Below are 22,763 nucleotides of genomic sequence, written 5' to 3'. Positions count from 1 at the left end.
TACAGATTTTTCAGAAAAAAAGCAATAAAATATATTAACTTACCATTTTTTTGACATTTTCCGTGTTGGTGCACTAGATTTTAATTTTGTTCATTTTGTAAGCGAAATTATATCGATTTCATCTTGTTATTTTTTTATCACATATGATATGATGAGCTTGTTCAAGATATAAAACATTAATAAAAAAATAATAACGACGGGGGTATTCAAATGAAAATCAAAGCAATATTATTAACATTAGCTCTAGGTGCTACATTATTAGTAGGATGTGGTGCTAATAATGAACCAGCAAAAACTGAAGAAACAACAATAACTGAAGAAACAACAGCAGCAGTGGCTGACGTAGTAACAACAGCATCAATTGTAGATACTGAAGCAGCTTTTGAAAGTGCTATAAGCGCTGAAGGTACTTGGATCATTGCAACACTAAAGGATTTAACTTTTGACAAAGAGCTTGTAGTTGATGGAGATTTTAAAAATGGTAAAACAGATGAAAAAGATGAAACTATAGAACTTATGCAACGTAAGATAGGTCTATACACACAAGATGAAGATCGTAACGTAACTAATAGATTCACTTTGACTGCACCAAAATTAACTTTTAAAAGTGTTATGGGAAGTATAGAACATGGAATTTTCATAGGTGACCTTTATGTTTCAGCAAATGACTTTAAGTTAAAAGATGCTAAAGTAGACGGAAATGTATATTTCACTACTGAAGAAGCCCAATCTACATTTACAATGGATGAAACAAGTGAAGTAACTGGAGTTAAAGAATTAAAGAAATAAATTATACTGTGTGCTTGCAAAAGTAGACAACCTAAAAAAAACAGCCAACCCTTGTGGATTGGCTGTTTTTTAGTGCCACCCACGTGGGTGGCACTAATGGTATAATAGACTGACGAAAATATGTTTTAGATAGAAAGGTAAATGATAATGATAAAGTTTAAAAAATTAGGAATCAACGACGATATTCTGGATATACTTAAAATTCAAGGAATAAATGAGCCAACTCCGATTCAAGAGCAAAGTATCGAATTAATAAAAGCAGGAAAAGATGTTATAGCAGAGGCACAAACAGGCACAGGTAAGACACTGGCATTTCTACTGCCAATGTTTAATAATATGTCCCCTGATATAAATACAATTCAAGGATTAATAGTTACACCTACAAGAGAACTTGCAATACAAATAACAACAGAAGCTAAGAAGCTTGTAGGGGATAAAAAAATAAATATTTTGGCTGCCTATGGTGGAAAAGATATAGGTGTGCAGCTTAAAAAACTAAAGGGAAATATTCATCTGGTTATTGCAACGCCAGGTAGACTTCTTGACCATCTTAGTCGTGGAACGGTTGTACTGGATAATTTGAAGACCTTAGTATTAGATGAGGCAGATCAAATGCTTCTTATGGGATTTAAGAACGATATTGAAGCTATCATATCGAAAACACCAAAAAGTAGGCAAACATTATGTTTTTCAGCAACTATGAGCTCAGATGTTAAAAAACTTGCTTACAAGTTTATGAACGACCCTAAAGAGATAATTATAAAGAAAGAACAAACAACCCTTAAAAATATAAAACAATTTTTGATAGAAACCACTGATAGAAGAAAACAAGAAGATTTATGCAAGGTTTTAGATGAAGGAAACCCCTTTATGGCAATAATTTTTTGTAGAACTAAAAGAAGAGTCGATGATCTTGAGATGGCTCTTTATAAAAAAGGATATAACTGTAAAAAGTTACATTCTGATATAACACAATCGAAACGAGAAAAAATAATGAAAGAATTTAAAAACTGTGACATTCAGTATTTAATTGCCACGGATGTAGCGGCTAGAGGACTTGATATAAACGGCGTGAGTCATGTTTATAACTATGATATACCTGAAAGCGCTGAAGGCTATATACACCGTATAGGAAGAACTGGAAGAGCGGGCGAAGAGGGATACACATATTTATTTGCAGCCCCTAAGGATAAGTTTATTTTGGATTCTATAGAGAAGAAAATAAAATGTCAGATTCCTAGGAAAATTTTGTAGTTGATTTACAAATATTAAAGTACTTAAAGATGGTTTAAATAACCACCTTAAGTACTTTTTTATTTTTATGTTATAATTTTCATTTTTACAATACGATTTCTACTGGTGCTTTGTATAGTGAATTTCGTATCATTATAATTTATGGTTTCACCAGTCTTTGGAAGTCTCCCAAGTAATCCTGTAACAAAACCACCTATGGAGTCAAAGTCCTCTGATTCTATGTTGAGGCCTATCATTTCATTAACCATGCTTATTTTAGTATCACCATCAACAATGTATTCATCCTCTTTAATGACTTCAATTTTATCTTCATCATCATCATATTCATCTTCTAAATCTCCAACAATTTCTTCCACTAAATCCTCGATAGTAACAATACCAGAAGTACCGCCATATTCATCTAATAAAATAGCTATAGGCACTCGCTTTGCTCGCATATCTGCAAATAAATCAACAGTGCTTTTAAACTCATAGGTAAAGTACGGAACACGCATATGCTTTTCTATGCTGAACTCTTCTTTTCCATCTTCAAAGAAAATTAAATCTTTAATATATAAAACTCCAATAATATTATCAACGGTCTCTTCATATATAGGTAATCTAGAAAATTGCTCTTCCCTAAAAATATTTATGAGTTCTTGATAAGTTGAGGTTATATTTGCTACAATCATATCAGTTCGTGGAGTCATAACATCCTTTGCTTGCGAATCTCCAAACTCAAATACATTATAAATCATTTGTTTTTCTTCGCCTTCTAAAACACCTTCCTCATGACTTACACTAACCATTGTTTTTAATTCTTCTTCAGTAATAAAAGGTTTTACCTTATCAATTTCGCCACCAAGTATCTTAATAATTGTATTTGTTATATAAATTAACACTGTGATAAGTGGATTTAAAACAAATGTAATTACACTTATTGGGCCAGCAATTTTTAGAGATATTTTTTCGGAATTTTGTGCAGCTAGTGACTTCGGTGTTATTTCTGCAAAGATCAACACAAGAACTGTCATTGCAATTGTTGCAATACCTACTCCAGAGTCTCCATAAAGGTTAATTGCTAGTGAAGTTGCTAGTGCAGAAGCACCAATATTTGAAATATTATTTCCTACCAAAATAGAACCTAAAAGTTTACTTGGATTTTTAATTAATTTATTAATTCGTTCAGCACCTTTAGTTTCAGAATCTACCATATGTCGTAACCTGATTTTGCTTAAACTCATTAAAGCAGTTTCAGAGGCAGAGAAAAAGGCAGAAAGCATTAATAAAATAACTAAAGATATAATTTGCCACGCATCGGGGTCCATACTGTGTTCACACTCCTTAAGATTTAACTAACAAGATTATACCATGAATTAAGAAATATTTGTATCGATTTAGCATTAATGTTTTAACAATTGTTTTATATTGGATATAAAAAAATCAAGAGTAAGTAATTCAAAATCCCAATTTTTTTGTCTGTTTCCAACAATACTATAATGTATTATTTATCTACAATATTAAATATATGTAACAATGTGTACTATTTTGTTGGTATATATATATATTACATATAATATGGTATTATATATTGTAAGCATTTAGTTTGAAATGATACTATAAACAAAATTAATAAAGGAGTTAATTCATGAAAGAAATTAAGTGTAGTAGAAGTAAAATATTTATTTTACTATCAATAACTTTAATTATACTTTTGGTAATAATTAAAGGAAGTAGTGAAGTTAGTCATACAGAAAAAAATATACCAATGGCTGTTAAAGGGGTATTAGACTTAAGAGATTGGGATTTCGAAAAAGATGGTATGATAAAACTTAATGGAGAGTGGGAGTTTTATGATAATGAGTTGTATATGCCTAGTGATTTTCAAAGTGATTCTGAGATAGCTGTAAGGAATGAAAAGCTACCAGGTGTTTTTGGACATCAGGGATATTGTACATATAGATTGAAGGTGCTTATGAATAATAACGAGGACCTTTACTCTGTGAAAGCAGATTATATTCAAGGTGCATTCGAACTTCTTGCTGACGATAGATTAATAGCCTCTGTTGGACAGGTGGGTAAAACAAAAGAAGAAATGGTGCGACAACGAACTCCAGCTATAGGTTCCTTTTATGTAGAAAATGGACAAGGTTACTTATTACTTAGAATCAGTAATTTCTACAATCAATATGCATATATAGATACATTAGTGTTAGGTGGGTCTTCCGAAATTACAGCAATGAGAGAGAATAAGCTGGCATTGGATTTATTCATAATTGGATGTACCATTATGGCTGCTATATATAGTTTTGGTGTATTTATTAATAGAAGAAAAGATAAGGCTCAATTATATTTTGCGATGATTTGTGTAATCATTGCCATTAGAACATTACTTGTCGGCGAAGGCTTCATTATTTCATTGTTACCTAACTTTGATTATGATTTTTTTACGAAATTAAAAATCTGGACATTTTACTCGTACATCCCTTTTATAATTTTATTTATATATTATTCATACAAAAAAACACTTTCAATTAAATTTATAAAAACATCCAATTATTTAGCGTTGTTATATACTTTAATTGTAATTTTCCTTCCTATTAAATACTATATATATTATTTAGCGCCATTTGAGATATTTGCGCTTATGTCACTTTTTTATATGATGTACAAACTTTCAAAAATATATATATACAAGAAAGAAACTGACTATATAATTCTGGTAGGGCTTTTTGCGCTAATTATTACGAGAATTAACGATATATTGTATGAATACAGTATAATAATTACAGGTTCTTTTGCATCACTAGGGATATTGGTATTTATTATTGTCAATTACTATGTTTTAGCAAAAAGGCAAGCAAACGAACTTTCAAGAGTTGAGAATATTAGTGCTAAACTAGAATCATTAGACCACTTAAAAGATGATTTCCTTGCTATGACATCTCATGAGTTAAAAACTCCACTTAATGGGATTATTGGATTAACTGAAGGAATAGTAAATAATAAAAATTCTAATTTAGATGAAGAACTTAGAGAGGACCTGCTTTTAGTGAACTCAAGTGCTAAAAGATTATCTAACTTGGTTAATGATATGATGACATTCTCTAAGCTTAAAAACAACAAAATATTATTACATAGGAAACCTGTTAATATAAGAAATGTGGTAGAAATGGTAATGAAATTCAGTCAAATATCACTAAATAATAAAAATGTTACCTTTTCAAATACAATTGACATAAATACACCCTGTGTATTTGGTGATGAAGATAGGATACAGCAAATTTTATACAATTTACTCAGCAATGCTATAAAATTCACGCATAGTGGACAAATAACATTATCATACGCTGTAAAAAACTCTTTTGTATGTATTTATGTAACAGATACAGGGATAGGGATTCCAAAGCAAAAGCTCAATGATATTTTCACCAGATATGAGCAGGCAGAGGGTATTTCAGAAAAGTATGGTGGTACTGGGGTAGGTCTTTATGTAACTAAAGAACTTATTGAAATACAGGGTGGAAGTATAAAGGTTTCTTCAGTCATGGGACAAGGAAGTGAATTTGTGTTTACTCTTCCAATATGCAAAAGCGAACAGCTAAAGAGTTCCCCTAGCAAGAATATATATAAAAAAATTAATAAAGATGCTGAAGAAATATTAGCTGAGAGTTTAAGTACTATAGAGTTAAAACCTAGTAAACTAACTATATCCAAGGATAGTTTAAAGAAAATCATTAGTGAAAACATAAATTCGAGTAGCAAAGAGAAGTACAAAATTTTAATAGTGGATGATGAGTACGTTAATCTTAAGGTTCTAAAGAATTTTTTGTCAAGCAGTACTTTTGAGGTATTACAAGCTTCTTGTGGTAAGGATGCATTGCAATTAGTAGAAGAAAATTCAGATTTAGATTTAGTAATTCTTGATATGATGATGCCTGATATTTTGGGTTATAAAGTATGCCAAATAATCAGGGAAAAACAGTCTGCTTTTGAACTTCCGATATTAATTATGACTGCAGATAGCAAACTTGAGAACATGGTTATATCCTTTGAGTGTGGTGCAAATGATTATTTAAAGAAACCTTTTAACATAAATGAGTTATTGTGTAGAATAAATACACTTATAGCCTTAAAACATTCAGTAAATGGTGCATTAGCTCTAGTGCATGAGATTTCAGCAGCTGAAAATAAAGCTGAAAAACTTAGGATTAAAAGCGTTGAAACTGGTAGACGGCTAGAGCAACTTGTGGCAAATGATAAGGTTAAAACAGAATTTTTAGCTAATATGTCACATGAACTTAGAACTCCTCTAAATGTAATTTGTAGTACCATACAGTTATTGAAGACTTTGGATGGATCAAAACAATTAGGCGATGAAAAAATTAAATATTATATCAAGATAATGAATCAGAATTCTTTAAGGTTACTTAGACTTATAAACAATATAATAGACACCACTAAAATAGATGCAAACTACATAAGCCTTAACCTCAAAAATGGAGATATAGTCTATGTTGTAGAGGAAATATCACAATCTGTAGCTGAGTATATAAAAAACAATGGCATAACCCTTATATTTGATACTGATATAGAAGAAAAAATAATAGCATTTGATGAAGAAAAAATTGAGCGTATTATGCTTAATTTACTATCGAATGCAGTTAAATTTACAAAAAAGAATGGAAGTATTCTAGTTAATGTTTATGATAAAGGTGATTTTGTTGAAATATCTGTGAAAGATACAGGCATAGGTATTCCAAAAGATAAGTTAAAATTTATTTTCGAACGGTTTGCCCAAATCGATAAATCTACATCAAGGCAGAATGAAGGTAGTGGTATTGGTCTTGCATTAGTAAAGTCGCTTGTAGAAATGCATGAGGGTAAAATTTCTGTGAATAGTGAAGAGGGAAAAGGAAGTGAGTTTATTATAACCCTGCCAGTTAGAGTGGTTGATAAAGAAGAAGAAGAAAAAGGTTTTAAAAACAGAGAGGTATTTGAAACAAACTATGATGAAAATCTATCGATAGAATTCTCTGATATATATAAATAGATTAATGATAATTCAACTAAAAGCCCCAATGAAATTATAATGAATTTTCATTGGGGTTTTAGTTAATGAATTGATATAATTAAAATTCTATAATAAAGGATTTCATTTCTTCTAGAGTCATAGGACCTTTAGTCTTTATAATATTACCCTCCGCATTTATAAAGAAGCTAGTTGGAATATATTGAATATTATATTGAGCGGCTACATTTTGATCTGAATCCAATAAAACTGGGAAGCTATATTTATTGTCATTAATAAAAGAGGTGACATCACTTTTATTTTCACCGAGATTTACAGCCAAGATAATTAAATCAGAATTCTTAGTTTCATTATATAATTTTTCAATATCAGGCATTTCCGCTTTGCAAGGAGGGCACCAACTTGCCCAAAAATTTAGAAATACTTTTTTACCTTTGAAATCACTTAGGGATACTTCTTTGCCGTTTAAATCCTTAAGTTTGAAATCTAAAGCTGGTGTTTTATCAAGAACAGTACTTTTATCAGGAGTAGGTTCTTTTTCAGTTGTAGATTCTGCGCTTTTAGTTGTATTATTTTCCTCTGAATTTTCAACTTTAGTTAGGGCTAAATCCTTTGCTTTATTTTTATTGTAATTAGTTACAGTATAAATGCTTATGCCAAATACTAAGACAATAAGTAATGGTAAAATCAGTTTTTTCATTATTATCCTCCAATCAATTAAAAATTAAAAAAATTTAAATAAGCACTTAACTTGGTTACGTTATTTGTGAAAATTAGAACACCCATTGCTACTAAGAGTATTCCACTTATATAGGATACTATAGGTAAATATTTAAAAATCGCATTTTTGTGTTTTGTAAAGCTGCCTATTGCAAGAGCAGTCAATATAAAGGGAACGGCAAGACCTAATGAATATACAGAAAGCAGAATAATACCCTTTCCAATTGTTTCAAAACTACTTGCATAAATAAGTATAGATGACAAAATAGGACCTATACAAGGGGTCCAACCGGCAGCAAAAGCCATACCCATAAGTATAGAACCGAACTTACCACTAGCTTTATTAAAGGAAAAAAATCTTTTTTCTCTATAAAGCAGTTTAATCTTTAGTAAACCCATTGTATGGAAACCAAATATAATCATTAAAACTCCACTAATTTTTCTGAAAATAATTTGATTATCGTTAAAAAGTTTGCCAATGGTGGTTATAGATGCGCCCATTATAATGAATATAATAGAAAAACCTAACACAAATCCAAAAGATTTATATAATATAGTAAGTTTTGCTTTTTTATTATCTAATTCATTAATGGCTGTTCCGGTTAAGTAACTAATGTACGCCGGTACTAGTGGTAAAACACAGGGGGATAAAAAAGAAAGTAACCCTGCTGAAAATGCTAATATGAAAGAAATATTGTCCAAGTTTGCATCACCTCATATGATAGTAATTTAATTAAAATTTGTAAAGAATATAATTAAATATAAATATAAATTATTGATATAGTATTTACTATACCATATTACCATGATATAATAATATAGTAAATCATAATAATTATTATAAAGTAATTATTATAGAAATAGATGGAAAAAGACTAACATTCCTGTTATGATTATAAATTTCTTATATTGGAATTATGGTGGTTCACAGAAAATTTATTTGCGAAGACCTAGAAAAAAGTGTATAATATGTATTGATGTAAATAGAAATTTATATTTATGTCGCATATTGAAGGGAAAGGTTGATATAATGATTTTTAAAAGACTTGTAATTGAGGATAAAGATATATTGGAGAATTTTATAAACCCATATAAATTTTTAAGCTGCGAATATTCTTTTACAACTTTATATATATGGAGAAAAGCTTGTGATATTTGTTTTACAACTTATAAAGGTGCTCTAATAATAAAGAAAAAAGATTTTGAAGGAAAATATTACTTTATGCAGCCATTAGGTTATAACAAAGAAAATCTTAAAGAAATAATAAAAGAACTAATGGAGTATAAGACAGAACACAATATGGATTATTTATTTAAAGACCTTGATGAAGAATTTATGGGAGAAATAAAAGACATATATGATGATCATGATGTTAAGTGTATTTGTATAAAAGAAGATAGAGATAATTTTGATTATTTGTATGAAGCTGAAAAGCTTATTAAGCTTTCAGGTAAGAAACTACATGGGAAAAAGAATCATTATAATTCATTTATTAAGAATTATAATTATGAAGTTAAAGATATTGAAGATGAAAAGGTTAAAAATGACGTAATAGTAGCTGCAGAAAAATGGTATGAGGATAATAGTGATGATTATATGCTTTTTTATGAACTACAGGGAATAAAAGATGTTGTGAAAAACTTGGATATTATGAATACTGTGGGCATAGCTGTTTATGTAGATGATAAAATAGTAGCTTTTAGTTTAGGAGAAAAATTAAATGATGGTTTAGCAGTAATTCATATAGAAAAGGGAGATATGAATTATAGTGGAGTGTACAGCTTTATTAACAAAACTTTTATTGATAGATGTTTTAGTGATGTTAAGATAATTAATAGAGAACAAGACCTAGGAATTGATGGTCTTAGAAAATCTAAATTATCATATCACCCTTTGAAATTAGAGAAAAAGTATATTTTTAGTGTCAATCATCTTTGTAAGATTATCTCATAAAGAAAGACTAGCTGGGCTAGTCTTTTTTTTCGAAGATAACTTAGGTAGTATTTTAATAAAACTAGAGGAAGTGATATAATGAAAAATCTTTTGATTGGAGAAAAAGTAAAGCTTACTTCTATAAACGAAGAAGAAATTTTGCAAATTCAAAAGTGGCACAATGATGTAGCATTTATGCGTTATTATGATATAGTAAGTGCGATTCCTAAAGATGTGGAAGAGGTAAAAGAGATAATTAGTGACATAAGAAAATGTAGTACAGCACATATTTTTGCTATAAAAAGTCTGGAACATAAAGAATTCGTTGGGATTACAGGATTTGAAAATGTATCATGGAACAATGGGACTGCTTTAATTTATATAGGAATTGGGGAAGAAAAACACAGGGGGCGAGGATATGCAAAGGAAGCTCTTAGACTTACTATGGAGTTTGGTTTTGAGGAGCTGAATTTGCATAGGATAGAGCTTACTGTGCTTGAATACAATGAAACTGCTATTAAACTATATGAGAAATTAGGATTCAAAAGAGAAGGGGTCTATAGAGAATTTATACATAGAGATGGAAAGCGATATGATATGTATTTATATGGAATACTGAGACCGGAGTGGGATGCTTTAAAAAAATAATTTAAAAAACACAGTAGATTTATATAAATCTACTGTGTTTTTTATGCTTAATGTGTTTTCTGTAATTGAATATTATCTAGTTTTTGTTTCTAGTTGCTTGCTGATTTGCAGCTTGTACTCCAGCATTTCCATTATTCTTATAACCATTAGTAGCGTTTTTACTATCTTGAGTCGAAGCAACCATGCTTTGTTTTTTAGCTCCAATTCCATTATTCATATTTCCGCTATCATCAGGTGAAATACCTTCGCTGCCCGGAATAAAGTTTTGATTTTTAGCTACAATATTTTTGTTTTGGCTCATAAAAAACATCCCCTCTACTAATTCTATTTTAGTGTAGTTAATCTTTATTATTACTGTTCTTATCATCGGAAATGTCTTCTAAAACGTCAGTAGTATTAATGTTCAGTATGTTTGGTGTATTAGGCATGAAAATGTTAGACGTATTAATCATATTAGACATGTTAGATATGTTATACATGTTAGACAAATCATCGTTTAAAATATCATCTTCATCCCATTCATCTTCTAAATTATTTGTACCATCTAAATTCTTATCTTTCATAGAGAACCACCTTTCAAAATTTTGTTCGATTTATATTGTAGATATTGTGCCCATTAGATATTTTGTTTATACTAAAAGTAAACCAGTAGTATATAAATTAACATTGCCACCTTTTATTCGCATATATAATAAAGTAGTGATGACTACTTACAATAATCATGTTGACATGAATATAAGGATAAGTTATTGTTATAAATAAGCCATTTGCCACGTGGGTGGCACATAAAGGGGCGATTATTTTGAAAGGTAAAGTTTTTTTAGGAATCATATTTATATTAATTGGTGTTAGTGCAATATTTCAACAATTAGGATTTTGGAGTTTGGGGAACATAATATCAATATGGTGGCCACTTATACTAATAGGCGCTGGAGTAAGTCAGTTAAGTGGAAAACCAGTTTCTAAAACTTCAGGAATCGTATTAATAGTACTTGGTGTACTATTTCAAATGCGAAAGCTTGATATTATTACTGTTAGTCTAACAAGATTTTTTTGGCCTGGCATAATAATAGCTATTGGGGTATCGATGTTAGTTCCAAGAAATTCAGCTAAAAAAAACTATGAATTTAGTAAAGTAGAAATTGACGAGGACATGGTGGATAATTTAGCACTTTTTTCAGGCGTAAAAACTAGAAATGTATCTAAGAATTTTAGAGGTGGTAGTCTTGTTGCTATATTTGGTGGTATTGATCTGGATCTTAGAGATGCTTTTCTTTTAAATAATGGTGCAAGAATAGATGTAACATCTACTTTTGGCGGAGTGAATATAATAGTTCCTCCAGACTGGAAGATTGTAGTGAAGGGCGTTCCTATTTTTGGAGGATGGTCAAATAAAACTAGAGGCAGAAACTATGATAATCCAGATGCACCAGTTTTAACTTTAAATTGCTTTGTAGCTTTTGGTGGAGTAGATATAAAAAACAAAGATAGGAATTATTAAGTAATCATAAAGGTTCGGCAAGTAGATTGCCGAACCTTTATGATTATAAGATGCCACTTGCCACGTGGGTGGCACCACTTATTTAAAGATCAACTTTTTTATCTAATAAATAGGATCCGGACATAAAAAGGATAATGGTAGTGGATATACTTGAAATTTTCATTGCAATGTTGATTTCTACATATGAAAGAATATCTGTTTGATTTGCGCCTATAGTTGTAGAACCTATAAGCTTGGTAATATTTATAGTTTGTGGGAATAATATTAGTATTTTTGTCTGAATCCAACCTATGAATAAGATGAGTAGTATAAAGACTACAAATGAACCTATCTTACCTATTTTTTTATTTCTAAAGGCTACTTTACCTATAATCATGCAAAAGTATATAAAAGTTAGAAAAGAGATAACTCTGTAAATATATTCAATTAATACCATTCCATAAATTTTGAAGTATTTAGAAAATTCCAGGGGTATATCTTCTCCTATAAGTAAATAAGCACAAAGAAAAGATACTAAAATCACCAAAGTAATTTGTATTAATGAAGTTATCAGTCTAGACATTATTATGGAAGTGCCAGACCGTGGTAATGTAAACAGAAGATAACCAGAGTCCTGATGTAAATATTTACTCATAATATTTAGTGAAAATATAAAAATTACGATTATAGCACCAATACCTAAAAGAATGGAAAATCCTCCTACAACATCTATGCCCCAGGAGTCTATTCTTGTTAATAGTAGTAAATTAGCGATTATCAGAGTTATGCAAATACCAAGTATAGTAAATAAGTTTCCTCTTAATTCATATTTTACAAGCTTAAACATTATTTAAATACCTCCCTATACAATTCATCAATAGATTTATTTCTACTTGTTCTCAGTTCTTCTGCATTCCCTGTAAGGACTATTTCACCATCAGAAATGAAAGCAACTTCGTCAAAAATTCTTTCGATATCATTCACTAAATGAGTAGTAATAATCATTGAGCTTTTCCCATTAAAGCTACTAATTATTGAATCTAATATCTTTTCGCGAGCTACGGGATCTACACCGCCAAGAGGTTCATCTAGTACATATAGTTTTGCTTTTCGTGAAAGTACCAATGTAAGTTTTAGTTTTTCTTTCATTCCCTTTGAAAGACTTTTAACACTACTGCTTGCATCAAGCTTCATAAATTCCAGTAATTCATAAGCCTTTTTTTCATCAAAATCATTGTAGAAATCTTTGAAGTATTTAATTGTATCTTTTACTTTCATCCATTTAAGAAGATATTCATTGTCAGGTAAATAAGAAACAATACCTTTGGTATAAACCCCAGGAATGTGACCATCTATTAGGATTTTACCAGAAGATGGATTGAGAATACCTGCAATTATTTTTAAAAATGTGGTTTTTCCACTTCCATTAGGTCCCAAAAGACCAAGAATACTACCAGGCCTAACATTTAAAGTTACTTCTTTTAATGCTTTATTTCTGTAATATGACTTGGATAAGCTTTCTGTTTCTAATATATTATCCATTATTTTAAACCTCCCTAATTTTTAGATTAATAGAATTAATTATTTCATTTTCACTATATCCTAAGCTTTCCATTTGAAAAATGAAAGAATCGACGATTTTCTGTACCATTTCTAGTTTTAATGTATTAACCATAGTAATATCATCTGATACAAATGTACCCATTCCCCTTTGGGTATAAACTATCTCTAATCTCTCTAGCTCCTGATAGGATCTTTGAAGAGTATTTGGATTAACCTTTAAATTAGCAGCCATTTCACGTACAGAGGGTAGTTTGTCTCCGCACTTTAGTTTGTATGTCACAATGTCTTTTTTTATAAGGTCCATAATTTGCAGATATATAGGCATCCTATCATCAAATTTTTTGTCCATAAATTCACCTCTTTAATAAATTCGTTGATGTTATAGTGTATTGATTAAATAGTACACTGGGTATATAAAGCTGTCAACTGGTATTTTTAAAAATGTGTATAAATATTTTAAAAAATAATAAGGATACGACATTTTACAGAGCGTATCCTTATTATTATTCAATTGTTTTGTTTTTAAGTCTTTTGTTAATAAAATCATCCAATAACATCTTAACTAAGGCTATGGCGGGAATTCCAAGTAACATTCCCCAAATGCCGAAAAGACCTCCACCGAGAACAAGCCCCAGTATTATGAGTATTGGACTAAGACCAATTTTATCGCCAATAATTTTTGGAGAAATGAACCATCCATCTATATTACTTAAGGTTACAACGAATAGTATTAATTCTACAGACTTAATTGGACTAAAGAATAGCGTTATTATCACAGCAGGGATCATTCCCATAATGTTTCCAAAATAAGGGATCATATTTGTCACACCTATAAATAAACTAAAAGGCAACGCATAGGGTATTTTTAATATCAAGAATCCAATAAAAGTAATACAACCAAAAATAATAGAGGTAATTATTTTTCCTACAAAATATTTACTAACAGTAGTATGAACTATTTTTCCGAAATCAATTAGCCAGATAGCAATAGGTTTACTTAAAATAGCATAAATAAGTTTTTTAAAATAATAAATAATAGACTCTTTATCTATTAAAAAATAAATTGAAATCACAATACCAGTCATTAATTTAACAAAGAAAGCAGTTAAACTCATGAGGTTATCAATTATAAGTTGTAAACCAGGGGCAAAATATGTAGATATATCACTATTAAAATTATTGAGGTAATTTTTTAAATAAGGCCTAATATTGTAATTATTTAATAGTTCATTTTTAGAAAGAAAATTAATAGACCAGTTATATGATTTATTTGCAAATACAGGAATAATAGTAAATAAATCGAGAACACTTTTAATAACGCTGGGGGTAAGCAAAGTAATTATTAGAATAATTATACCTATAAGAACAGTATAAATTATACATATACTATAAATTCTTTTTATTTTTGTTTTCTTTTCAATGTAGAGCATAAGTGGATTAAGTAAATAGGCTATAATGAAGCCCAAAATAAAATAACTAAGTAAAGAAGAAGTTCTTTGAAGTAATGAACCTATATTTTCAATGTTATTTACTATTCTATAAATAAGAAAAGTTATTATAATCATAGGAATAAATTTTATATATGGTATTTTTTTATATTCAATCAATTTAATTCCTCCAATATATATTTATAAATATAATTATAACAGTTAAAAACGATTAAATGAAGAGTTTTATTACGGTTACAGAAGTTAGTAACATAGTATGTAATTTCTGTTTGCTATTAAGTGATAATATGTGCTAAGATGTGATATAATATAATTATGTTTAATTACTAATGTTACCGTTTGAGTAGTGATGCTGTTTTTTTATTAATATAAATAATAGATACAATATAGAAATCTAATATATGTATTTACGATTACTAGAGATAGTAGAATAATTTATGTTCTCTTTTAATGTTTATAATTATACATATTAAATTTTTAAGTCTGTTTGTTAAAAAAATAAAATTATTTAAAATTTCAACGTAAAATTCAGTGGGAATTAGTATTGGTAACATAGGTAGGCAAAAGACTAAACAAAGGGCTTAATAAGCCAAGAGGAGCGAATTATTATGAATGAAACAATGTTAGTTGCATTAGAAAGAATTCCAGGAAAGCATAAATTTAATGAAGAAGGTTTTGTTGCAGGTGTAATGTATGGAGATAAGATTAAGGAAGCAATATCTGTAAAGTTTGAATTAGTAGAATTAATAAAGATTCTTAAAAAACATGGTTCTAATGCGAAAGTATGGGTTAAATACGGAGAAGAAAAGAAATTTGGATTTGTTAAAGAAATTCAAAGACATCCCGTATCAGCAAAAATTAACCATATAGATATACAAATTGTTTCATTAGATCAAGAAGTAAAAGTACAATTACCTATTACTTTCAAGGGTGAAGCTAAACTTATAGACAATTTACTTGAGTTATCAGTTCATAAATCTGAAATAGATGTTTTGGGAGTAATGGCTATAATGCCAGATTATGTAACAGTTGATATATCAGATAGAAAACTTGGAGATACAGTTACAATAAAAGATTTTGATTTAAATGAAAAAATTAAAGTTACTGATGAAGAAGATGTAGTTTATGCAGCTGTAGTTGCAAGAAAAGAAATAGCTGAAGAAGAAGAAGAAGAAGATGCAGAGAAAGCAGTTATTGTTGAACCTGTAGTTGAAGCTTAAAAAAATGATATATTAAAGTAAATATAAAAGTACCTAGTCTCAAATTTGAGACTAGGTACTTTTTAAATATCAGCTACTTTCCATTTGGCTACGTATTCCTCTAGAATCTTACGAAGTACTTTCCCAATTGTGGGGTAAGATTCATCATCTAAATTGGCAAGGGATATTCTAATCGACCATTCAGGTCCATGAAAATCATTTCCGCTTAATAATACTATAGAAGATTCTTCTGCTAACTTTAAAAGGACATCCACTGGTTTATAATTTTCTTTTAAATAATTCATAAATTCATCGTTATAATTATTTTTGGCCCATTCTAATAAATCAAATTGAGTATAATAGGCAGCATCATACTCATCATCTCTTAACTGTATCCCTAAATTATCAAATAATAGTTTTTTACTATATAATTTAGCTTAAAATTATAAAAGATACTTAAAAACATATAAAATGGTTAAACTAAAAACATAAAAAATATGATGTGATAAAAATTATAGATTGAACAAAGAGCAAGTATGTATAATGTGAATTAAGGCAGGATTATCCTGCCTTAAAATTATTTTGGATGTTTGAGTACATTTTTTAGTCTATCCATTTTTGTATTAAATATAGATGAAAAGATTGGGATATTTGTATTGTCTTGAAAAAGTATAATAAATACTTCTTTATTATACCCCTGTATGGTATAATAAAATAAGTAAAAGGTTACTTATTTTAAATTAGGAGGTTATCAATGAGTATAAAATTAAAGAGTAAAAATATAATTTATCTAATAACTGCCATTCTTATGGTAGGAGTTTTTTCGGGTTGTAGCAATAAGAATATTGAAAATAAAAATGAAGTTACAAATGTATCAAAACAAATTACCTTTAAAAATATAACTCCAGAAGAAGCTAAAAAGAGGCTGGATAGTGAAAAGGAAATAATACTTTTAGATGTAAGAACAAAGGAAGAATATGAATCTGGTCACATAAAAGATTCTATATTAATGCCTGTAGATACTCTTGCGGAGGAGGCAGAGAAAAACCTTGTGGATAAGGAAGCAATTATATTTACATATTGCAGAAGCGGAAGCAGAAGTCGTGCTGCAGATAATATATTAGTGGAGCAAGGATACAAAAATGTATATAATTTAGGAGGAATAGCTGACTGGCCCTATGAGGTTGTAAAGTAGCTGTTGGAAAGGATATTTAATATGAATAAAAAATGGGCAAATAACTTGTATATATTAACTATACTATTTTTCACACTTGGGTTTTTTAATATTATTTTTGCATGGCTTGGTTTTGCATGCATGATTATTCCATTTATATTACTTGCAAAAAACGGCAAGAAGACATGGTGTCAAAATTATTGTCCAAGAGCAAATTTATTTACAGTTTTATTCAAAAATAAGAATTTAAAAGTCGCACCTAAATGGATGAGGAAAGGTGATGCAAAACAATATTTATTAATTTATTTTGGTTTTAATTTATTTATACTATTTATGTCAACGATAATGGTATTTAGTGGTAGAATGGAACCAATGGAAAAAGTGAGATTTATGATTGCATTTCAACTTCCATGGAATATGCCTCAGCTATTAAATATAAGTTCTATACCAAATTGGGCGGTACACTTATCGTTTAGAGTTTATTCTATGATGTTTACAAGTACTGCTATAGGGATGGGGCTTGCTTTCAAGTATAGTCCTAGAACGTGGTGTACCATATGTCCTGTAAATACAATATCGGACATGGTTATTAGTAAAAAATCCAAGAAACAGAGGAAGGGATTAAATGCACAAGTTTAATATAAAGAATATAGAAAAATTAGATAATCCGGAAAGAAGAAGGACAATGCCTCCAGAAGAAACTCTGTTAAAATTTAAAATTGAGGATAATGGTGCTTTATTAGATGTGGGGTGTGGTATAGGGTATTTTACGTTGCCGGCTTCAAAACTTATTAAAAACAATAAAGTTATAGGGATAGATATAGTTCCAGAGATTTTAGATTTTGCAAGGGTTAAAGCGGCGGGTATAAATAATATAGAGTATATAACAAGTGAAGAATATACTTTTCCTGTAGAGGGGGATAGCTTTAAGTATGTGCTTATTAGCAATGTTATTCACGAAGTAGAGGATAAGGCAAGATATTTTAATGAAGTTAAAAGAGTATTAAAAGACGATGGTTATTTTTTAATAATAGACTGGGATAAAAGAAAAATGGAAATGGGACCTCCTATTAACCACAGGATTTCTATATGTGAAATGATGGAGTTGTGCAGTATAGCAGGATTCAGAACTGTAGAACGTGTACATATATCACCTAATCATTATGGTCTAAGATTAGAAAAGATTAAATAATAATTTGTATATAATTATCCATTATGGTATTATAGAATTATGAAATTAAAAGTGAATAGTCAAACACAGGGGAGTTGGATAAGCCAACTGAGAGCAAGAACTGTAATTCTTTGACCCTAATAACCTGAACTGGATAATGCCAGCGTAGGAAGTTGTTTACTGATGTATTATAGCTATATGAATTTTTATATAACATGGTAATATAAACACAAATCCTAGGGATTTGTGTTTTTTTGTTTTTAAAATTCTAATAAATAACACTATACAAAGGTTACTTTCAATTTGTTCTTTTTAATTTTATAAAAGAAAGGAGAAATACTGATGAAGACTAAAAAAATAACTATCTCATCACTTCTAATAGCTATAGGGGTAATAGCAGGTAATATTATTTTTATACCAGTAGGAGTATCAAAATGTTTTCCGATACAACATACAATTAATGTTTTATCAGCAGTAATTTTAGGGCCAGGCTATGCGGTGGCTATAGCCTTTTGTATATCTCTACTTAGAAATATATTAGGAACAGGTTCTCTTTTAGCCTTTCCAGGAAGCATGATTGGAGCACTTTTAGCTGGGATTTTATATAGGAAAAGTAAAAATAATTTATTAGCTGTAGTAGGGGAAATATTTGGAACCGGAATTTTAGGAGGACTATTAGCATTCCCAATAGCTAACTTTATAATGGGAAAAAAAATTGGTGCATTGTTCTTTGTAACACCATTTTTAATAAGCACCATTGGAGGAAGTATAATAGCATTTTTTATTTTAAGGGTCTTAGATTTCAATAAAATAACTAATGTAAATAAAGAAGCTTAAGAAAAAGATAAAAAACAGGAGGAATAACAAATGAAAAAAGTTTTAACTATAGCGGGTTCTGACAGCTGTGGAGGAGCAGGCATACAAGCAGATTTAAAAAGTTTTAGTGCAAATGGAGTTTATGGAATGAGTGTTATTACAGCCATAACAGCACAGAATACCATGGGGGTTTTTGCAGTTCGAGACTTAGACGACGTAATTATTAAGGAACAAATTGATGCTATTTTTACAGATATAGTTGTAGATGCAGTTAAAATTGGTATGGTATCTAGCATTTCAACTATTGATGCAATAAGTGAGAAATTAAAACTATACAAGCCGAGTATTATAGTACTCGATCCTGTAATGATTTCAAAAAGTGGTTGTTCGCTACTTAAACCAGAGTCAAAATCAGCGCTGATTAAAAAAATAATTCCGCTAGCATCGCTTATTACACCAAACGTACCAGAGGCTGAGGAAATTCTAAGCGAAGTGAATTCTAATATTGTTAGCATTGAAACAGTGGAGCATATGGAAAGTGCAGCAAAAGAAATGTACAAGCTAGGATGTAAAAATGTGCTTTTAAAGGGCGGACATATGACGGGCGATGCAATAGATGTGTTTTATGACGGAGATTTAATTACACATTTTTCTTCAGAAAGAATACATACAAAAAACACTCATGGAACGGGATGTACTCTATCTTCGGCCATAGCTGCAAACTTGGCACTTGGTTTCAGTATGAAGGATGCAATAAAAAATGCAAAGCAGTATATAACAATTGCAATAAAGCATTCATTGGACATTGGGCACGGAGTTGGACCTACCAATCACTTCTATGAATTATATAAGAAAGCAGGGATATCAAATGATTAAAGATAATGAAAAGCTAGGTTTTTGGACCTTTGTATTTTTATGGTTTGGAGCAGCGGTATCCATTGCAGAAATTATGACGGGGGGGCTAATTGCACCCTTAGGATTTAAAATAGGATTAATAGTGATTTTACTCGGTCACCTAATTGGCACAGGAATATTGATACTAGGGGGGATTATTGGTACTAGAGAAAAGGTACCATCCATAACATCCACAAGTATTTCTTTTGGAGTATACGGTTCTTATTTATTTTCAATATTAAATATACTTCAGCTAATTGGTTGGACAGCCGTTATGATACAATCTGCTGCTAGTTCTGTAAACACAATAACTCAAAGTTTATGGAGTTTTAACAATGTTTTAGTATGTATTGTGTTTATAGGAATACTTACAATGTTGTGGCTTTATTTTGGAAAGGCAGGTATGAAAAAATTAAATATTACAGCAGTATCTTTGCTTTTTATACTTACTTTGGTTTTAGGGACAATTATTTTAAGGGACAAAACATTATTAGCAAAAGCAATCGGTGATGGTATGTCGTTTGGAGGAGCATTGGAGCTGAGTATAATTATGCCTCTTTCTTGGCTACCTTTAATTGCAGACTATACTAGATTTGCTAAAAGCGAAAAAGGTGGAGCTTATGGAAGCTTTATAGGTTATTTTTTAGGCAGTTCATGGATGTATATTATAGGACTCGGGGCTGCTATAGTTTCTAATAATGCAGAACCATCAGCTATGATGCTTGCTGCAAATTTAGGAATTACAGCTCTAGGAATAGTAATACTTTCCACGGTAACTACTACATTTTTAGATGTGTATTCAGCGGGAGTCTCCTTTTTAAATATTATGCCAAAGTTCAGTGAAAAAAGAGTTGGGATTATTATGACCGTTATTGGAACTTTAGCTGCAATAATACTTCCTATAGAAAATTATCAGAGCTTTTTATATGCTATAGGTTCAGTATTTGCACCATTATTTGCAATTTTAATTACTGATTATTTTATAATTAAGAAAAATACAATGCTTAATTCTAGTGTACTTGTAAACTTTGGTGCAGTTATTGTATGGATTATAGGGATAGTAACTTATTATAGCTTTATAAAAATGGATTTAATACTTGGAGCTACAGTACCAGTTATGATTATTACAGGGTTTATATATACAATAAGTTGGAGGGTGACGTCTAAATGGAAACTAATAAGAAAATCATAGAATTATTAAATAATGTAAAGTTAAAAAACCCCTTAGTACATCATATAACAAATTATGTTACGGTTAATGATTGTGCTAATATTACACTTGCTATAGGGGGTTCGCCTGTTATGGCGGAAGATATTAATGAAGTTTGCGATATGGTAGAACTAGCCTCGGCACTTGTTATAAATATTGGGACATTAAACGCTACAAGCATAAAATCTATGATTACTGCAGGGAAAAGGGCAAATGAATTAAATATCCCTGTTATCTTAGATCCAGTCGGAGCAGGGGCCACATCGTATAGAACAGATACTGCTAAAAGAATTATAGGCGAAGTAAAACTCGCGGTTATTAGAGGAAATTTATCTGAAATAAAAACACTTTCTGGTATTGAAGCGAAAACAAAAGGCGTAGATGCTTGCGTGAATGTTTCTGATAATAGTAATGAACTTATGATGGAAAAAGAAATGGCAATTGTTTTAGCTAATAAACTTAATACTGTGGTGGCAATAACTGGGGTAATAGATATAATAACAGATGGGAAAATTCTTTATACTGTAGAAAATGGACATAAAATGATGTGCAAGGTTACGGGCACAGGTTGTATGTGCACTTCACTTATAGGTTCATATTTAGGCGCAGGAGATAACACTCTATTAGCAGCACTTGCAGGGGTTGTTTCTATGGGGATAGCAGGAGAAATAGCTTATGAAGGCTTAGATAAAAGTAAGGGTGGCACCGGATCATTGAAAGTAAAAATAATAGATGCTATTTATAATTTATCTGAAGATGATATTATGAAAAGGAGCAAAATAAATGAAGAATAATATAGATTACAGCCTTTATCTTGTTACAGATAGAGATATACTCGTGGATACAGAAATATATACTGCTGTTGAGGAATCAATAAAAGGTGGAGTTACATTAGTTCAGCTTAGAGAAAAGAGCTTAGGAACACTAGAATTTTATAACATTGCAGTAAAGATTAAAAGCATTACGGATAAATATAAAATTCCATTAATAATAAATGACAGAATTGACATTGCAGAGGCTATAAATTGTGCTGGAGTCCATCTGGGTCAAAATGATATGCCAATGGATATTGCTAGAATTATAATGGGTAAAAATAAAATAATAGGGGTTTCCGCGTCTACACTAGAAGAAGCCCAAAAAGCAGAGAGGGAAGGAGCGGATTATGTAGGGGTTGGAGCTATGTTTCCTACCACAACTAAAGATGATGCAAAAGCAGTTTCTGTAAAGTGCTTAAAAGAAATAAAAGAAGGTACTAATATCCCAGTAGTTGCTATTGGTGGAATTAACGAAAAGAATGTATCGCTATTAAGGACAGCAAATATTGATGGAATAGCAGTAGTTTCAGCTATCCTTGGGAAAAAAAATGCAAAAAATGCAGCAGAAGAACTTGGGGTTTTAATTAAATTATAAAAGCAAATGCTTAGAATATTTCTAATATTACTTGTAATTAATG

The 22,763-nt window shown here is 30.1% G+C and carries 24 protein-coding genes, 1 pseudogene and 1 riboswitch; of the genes and pseudogenes, 15 read left to right on the top strand and 10 right to left on the bottom strand.

Annotated elements, in window-relative coordinates:
* Nucleotides 1–210 precede the first annotated feature (210 nt).
* Together JJD95_RS07295 and JJD95_RS07290 are read left to right on the top strand one after the other, a co-directional pair.
* Nucleotides 211–789, top strand: coding sequence for a hypothetical protein (locus tag JJD95_RS07295; protein WP_291641837.1), 579 nt, complete (start codon nt 211–213; stop codon nt 787–789).
* Nucleotides 790–936: 147 nt separating this feature from the next.
* The gene (locus JJD95_RS07290) at nt 937–2,043 is read left to right on the top strand and encodes a DEAD/DEAH box helicase (RefSeq protein ID WP_291641835.1); all 1,107 of its coding nucleotides are present in this window, start codon (nt 937–939) and stop codon (nt 2,041–2,043) included.
* A gap of 65 nt (nt 2,044–2,108) precedes the next feature.
* Here the strand turns inward: JJD95_RS07290 and JJD95_RS07285 are convergent, their stop codons facing one another.
* Nucleotides 2,109–3,350, bottom strand: a complete 1,242-nt coding sequence (locus JJD95_RS07285; protein WP_291641833.1) for an HlyC/CorC family transporter — start codon at nt 3,348–3,350, stop codon at nt 2,109–2,111.
* 320 nt (nt 3,351–3,670) lie between these two features.
* Between JJD95_RS07285 and JJD95_RS07280 the strand changes: the two genes are divergently transcribed.
* A complete protein-coding gene (locus tag JJD95_RS07280; protein WP_291641831.1) occupies nt 3,671–7,075 on the top strand; it encodes an ATP-binding protein in 3,405 nt (1,134 codons plus the stop codon).
* A 79-nt stretch (nt 7,076–7,154) separates the two neighbouring features.
* On the opposite strand, the gene JJD95_RS07275 is transcribed toward JJD95_RS07280, so the two are convergent.
* Together JJD95_RS07275 and JJD95_RS07270 are read right to left on the bottom strand one after the other, a co-directional pair.
* A complete protein-coding gene (locus JJD95_RS07275) occupies nt 7,155–7,754 on the bottom strand; it encodes a TlpA disulfide reductase family protein (RefSeq protein ID WP_291641829.1) in 600 nt (199 codons plus the stop codon).
* Between the two features lie 17 nt (nt 7,755–7,771).
* Complete coding sequence (locus tag JJD95_RS07270) at nt 7,772–8,476, bottom strand: cytochrome c biogenesis protein CcdA (RefSeq protein WP_291641827.1); 705 nt, start codon at nt 8,474–8,476, stop codon at nt 7,772–7,774.
* A gap of 328 nt (nt 8,477–8,804) precedes the next feature.
* Here JJD95_RS07270 and JJD95_RS07265 point away from each other — a divergent pair, with 328 nt between their 5' ends.
* Both JJD95_RS07265 and JJD95_RS07260 read left to right on the top strand, forming a co-directional pair.
* Nucleotides 8,805–9,728: a DUF2156 domain-containing protein gene (locus JJD95_RS07265; RefSeq protein ID WP_367114787.1), complete on the top strand. Its 924-nt coding sequence runs from the start codon at nt 8,805–8,807 to the stop codon at nt 9,726–9,728.
* 78 nt (nt 9,729–9,806) lie between these two features.
* On the top strand, nt 9,807–10,355 hold the full coding sequence (locus tag JJD95_RS07260) for a GNAT family protein (protein WP_291641825.1): 549 nt from the start codon (nt 9,807–9,809) through the stop codon (nt 10,353–10,355).
* 76 nt (nt 10,356–10,431) lie between these two features.
* Here the strand turns inward: JJD95_RS07260 and JJD95_RS07255 are convergent, their stop codons facing one another.
* Entirely contained in the window at nt 10,432–10,656 is a 225-nt protein-coding gene (locus JJD95_RS07255; RefSeq protein ID WP_291641824.1) for a hypothetical protein, read from the bottom strand.
* Between the two features lie 37 nt (nt 10,657–10,693).
* On the bottom strand, nt 10,694–10,918 hold the full coding sequence (locus JJD95_RS07250; protein WP_291641822.1) for a hypothetical protein: 225 nt from the start codon (nt 10,916–10,918) through the stop codon (nt 10,694–10,696).
* Between the two features lie 239 nt (nt 10,919–11,157).
* On the opposite strand from JJD95_RS07250, the gene JJD95_RS07245 reads away from it, so the two are divergent.
* Nucleotides 11,158–11,856 carry a DUF5668 domain-containing protein gene (locus JJD95_RS07245; RefSeq protein ID WP_291641820.1) on the top strand — a complete coding sequence of 233 codons (699 nt, stop codon included), beginning with the start codon at nt 11,158–11,160 and terminating at the stop codon, nt 11,854–11,856.
* Between the two features lie 82 nt (nt 11,857–11,938).
* Here JJD95_RS07245 and JJD95_RS07240 read toward each other — a convergent pair whose 3' ends face one another.
* The 4 genes from JJD95_RS07240 to JJD95_RS07225 form a co-directional block, all read right to left on the bottom strand.
* Complete coding sequence (locus JJD95_RS07240; protein ID WP_291641818.1) at nt 11,939–12,682, bottom strand: hypothetical protein; 744 nt, start codon at nt 12,680–12,682, stop codon at nt 11,939–11,941.
* Nucleotides 12,682–13,377: an ABC transporter ATP-binding protein gene (locus JJD95_RS07235; protein ID WP_291641816.1), complete on the bottom strand. Its 696-nt coding sequence runs from the start codon at nt 13,375–13,377 to the stop codon at nt 12,682–12,684. The genes JJD95_RS07240 and JJD95_RS07235 overlap by 1 nt, the downstream gene beginning before the upstream one ends.
* A gap of 4 nt (nt 13,378–13,381) precedes the next feature.
* Nucleotides 13,382–13,747, bottom strand: coding sequence for a GntR family transcriptional regulator (locus JJD95_RS07230; RefSeq protein WP_291641814.1), 366 nt, complete (start codon nt 13,745–13,747; stop codon nt 13,382–13,384).
* A 154-nt stretch (nt 13,748–13,901) separates the two neighbouring features.
* A complete protein-coding gene (locus JJD95_RS07225; RefSeq protein ID WP_291641812.1) occupies nt 13,902–15,005 on the bottom strand; it encodes an AI-2E family transporter in 1,104 nt (367 codons plus the stop codon).
* A gap of 449 nt (nt 15,006–15,454) precedes the next feature.
* Between JJD95_RS07225 and JJD95_RS07220 the strand changes: the two genes are divergently transcribed.
* The gene (locus tag JJD95_RS07220) at nt 15,455–16,066 is read left to right on the top strand and encodes a 50S ribosomal protein L25 (RefSeq protein WP_291641810.1); all 612 of its coding nucleotides are present in this window, start codon (nt 15,455–15,457) and stop codon (nt 16,064–16,066) included.
* 62 nt (nt 16,067–16,128) lie between these two features.
* On the opposite strand, the pseudogene JJD95_RS07215 reads toward JJD95_RS07220, so the two are convergent.
* Nucleotides 16,129–16,467: pseudogene (locus JJD95_RS07215) on the bottom strand (aspartate 4-decarboxylase); the annotation flags it as partial.
* 332 nt (nt 16,468–16,799) lie between these two features.
* On the opposite strand from JJD95_RS07215, the gene JJD95_RS07210 reads away from it, so the two are divergent.
* The 8 genes from JJD95_RS07210 (at nt 16,800) to thiE (ending at nt 22,720) form a co-directional block, all read left to right on the top strand.
* A complete protein-coding gene (locus tag JJD95_RS07210; protein ID WP_291641808.1) occupies nt 16,800–17,240 on the top strand; it encodes a rhodanese-like domain-containing protein in 441 nt (146 codons plus the stop codon).
* A gap of 21 nt (nt 17,241–17,261) precedes the next feature.
* Entirely contained in the window at nt 17,262–17,858 is a 597-nt protein-coding gene (locus JJD95_RS07205) for a 4Fe-4S binding protein (protein ID WP_291641806.1), read from the top strand.
* Nucleotides 17,845–18,411, top strand: coding sequence for a class I SAM-dependent methyltransferase (locus JJD95_RS07200; RefSeq protein ID WP_291641804.1), 567 nt, complete (start codon nt 17,845–17,847; stop codon nt 18,409–18,411). Before JJD95_RS07205 ends, JJD95_RS07200 begins: the two co-directional genes overlap by 14 nt.
* Before the next feature lie 57 nt (nt 18,412–18,468).
* Nucleotides 18,469–18,580, top strand: a riboswitch (TPP riboswitch).
* 152 nt (nt 18,581–18,732) lie between these two features.
* Nucleotides 18,733–19,227, top strand: coding sequence for an energy coupling factor transporter S component ThiW (gene thiW, locus JJD95_RS07195; protein ID WP_291641802.1), 495 nt, complete (start codon nt 18,733–18,735; stop codon nt 19,225–19,227).
* Between the two features lie 30 nt (nt 19,228–19,257).
* Nucleotides 19,258–20,082: a bifunctional hydroxymethylpyrimidine kinase/phosphomethylpyrimidine kinase gene (gene thiD / locus JJD95_RS07190; protein ID WP_291641800.1), complete on the top strand. Its 825-nt coding sequence runs from the start codon at nt 19,258–19,260 to the stop codon at nt 20,080–20,082.
* On the top strand, nt 20,045–21,292 hold the full coding sequence (gene cytX / locus JJD95_RS07185; RefSeq protein ID WP_367114786.1) for a putative hydroxymethylpyrimidine transporter CytX: 1,248 nt from the start codon (nt 20,045–20,047) through the stop codon (nt 21,290–21,292). The genes thiD and cytX overlap by 38 nt, the downstream gene beginning before the upstream one ends.
* A complete protein-coding gene (gene thiM / locus JJD95_RS07180) occupies nt 21,268–22,104 on the top strand; it encodes a hydroxyethylthiazole kinase (RefSeq protein ID WP_291641798.1) in 837 nt (278 codons plus the stop codon). The genes cytX and thiM overlap by 25 nt, the downstream gene beginning before the upstream one ends.
* Entirely contained in the window at nt 22,094–22,720 is a 627-nt protein-coding gene (gene thiE, locus JJD95_RS07175; protein WP_291641796.1) for a thiamine phosphate synthase, read from the top strand. Before thiM ends, thiE begins: the two co-directional genes overlap by 11 nt.
* Nucleotides 22,721–22,763: the final 43 nt, after the last annotated feature.

The organism is Clostridium sp. (assembly GCF_016650035.1).
Lineage (GTDB): Bacteria > Bacillota > Clostridia > Clostridiales > Clostridiaceae > Clostridium_AD.
Note: the sequence above shows the minus strand (reverse complement) of the source record. Positions and strands in the feature narration are given on the sequence as shown.

Coding starts and splice junctions, on each gene's coding strand:
- JJD95_RS07295 (WP_291641837.1), top strand. CDS start 211: ATGAAAATCAAAGCAATATTATTAACATTAGCTCTAGGTGCTACATTA.
- JJD95_RS07290 (WP_291641835.1), top strand. CDS start 937: ATGATAAAGTTTAAAAAATTAGGAATCAACGACGATATTCTGGATATA.
- JJD95_RS07285 (WP_291641833.1), bottom strand. CDS start 3,350: ATGGACCCCGATGCGTGGCAAATTATATCTTTAGTTATTTTATTAATG.
- JJD95_RS07280 (WP_291641831.1), top strand. CDS start 3,671: ATGAAAGAAATTAAGTGTAGTAGAAGTAAAATATTTATTTTACTATCA.
- JJD95_RS07275 (WP_291641829.1), bottom strand. CDS start 7,754: ATGAAAAAACTGATTTTACCATTACTTATTGTCTTAGTATTTGGCATA.
- JJD95_RS07265 (WP_367114787.1), top strand. CDS start 8,805: ATGATTTTTAAAAGACTTGTAATTGAGGATAAAGATATATTGGAGAAT.
- JJD95_RS07260 (WP_291641825.1), top strand. CDS start 9,807: ATGAAAAATCTTTTGATTGGAGAAAAAGTAAAGCTTACTTCTATAAAC.
- JJD95_RS07255 (WP_291641824.1), bottom strand. CDS start 10,656: ATGAGCCAAAACAAAAATATTGTAGCTAAAAATCAAAACTTTATTCCG.
- JJD95_RS07250 (WP_291641822.1), bottom strand. CDS start 10,918: ATGAAAGATAAGAATTTAGATGGTACAAATAATTTAGAAGATGAATGG.
- JJD95_RS07240 (WP_291641818.1), bottom strand. CDS start 12,682: ATGTTTAAGCTTGTAAAATATGAATTAAGAGGAAACTTATTTACTATA.
- JJD95_RS07235 (WP_291641816.1), bottom strand. CDS start 13,377: ATGGATAATATATTAGAAACAGAAAGCTTATCCAAGTCATATTACAGA.
- JJD95_RS07230 (WP_291641814.1), bottom strand. CDS start 13,747: ATGGACAAAAAATTTGATGATAGGATGCCTATATATCTGCAAATTATG.
- JJD95_RS07220 (WP_291641810.1), top strand. CDS start 15,455: ATGAATGAAACAATGTTAGTTGCATTAGAAAGAATTCCAGGAAAGCAT.
- JJD95_RS07210 (WP_291641808.1), top strand. CDS start 16,800: ATGAGTATAAAATTAAAGAGTAAAAATATAATTTATCTAATAACTGCC.
- JJD95_RS07205 (WP_291641806.1), top strand. CDS start 17,262: ATGAATAAAAAATGGGCAAATAACTTGTATATATTAACTATACTATTT.
- JJD95_RS07200 (WP_291641804.1), top strand. CDS start 17,845: ATGCACAAGTTTAATATAAAGAATATAGAAAAATTAGATAATCCGGAA.
- thiW (WP_291641802.1), top strand. CDS start 18,733: ATGAAGACTAAAAAAATAACTATCTCATCACTTCTAATAGCTATAGGG.
- thiD (WP_291641800.1), top strand. CDS start 19,258: ATGAAAAAAGTTTTAACTATAGCGGGTTCTGACAGCTGTGGAGGAGCA.
- cytX (WP_367114786.1), top strand. CDS start 20,045: ATGAATTATATAAGAAAGCAGGGATATCAAATGATTAAAGATAATGAA.
- thiM (WP_291641798.1), top strand. CDS start 21,268: ATGGAAACTAATAAGAAAATCATAGAATTATTAAATAATGTAAAGTTA.
- thiE (WP_291641796.1), top strand. CDS start 22,094: ATGAAGAATAATATAGATTACAGCCTTTATCTTGTTACAGATAGAGAT.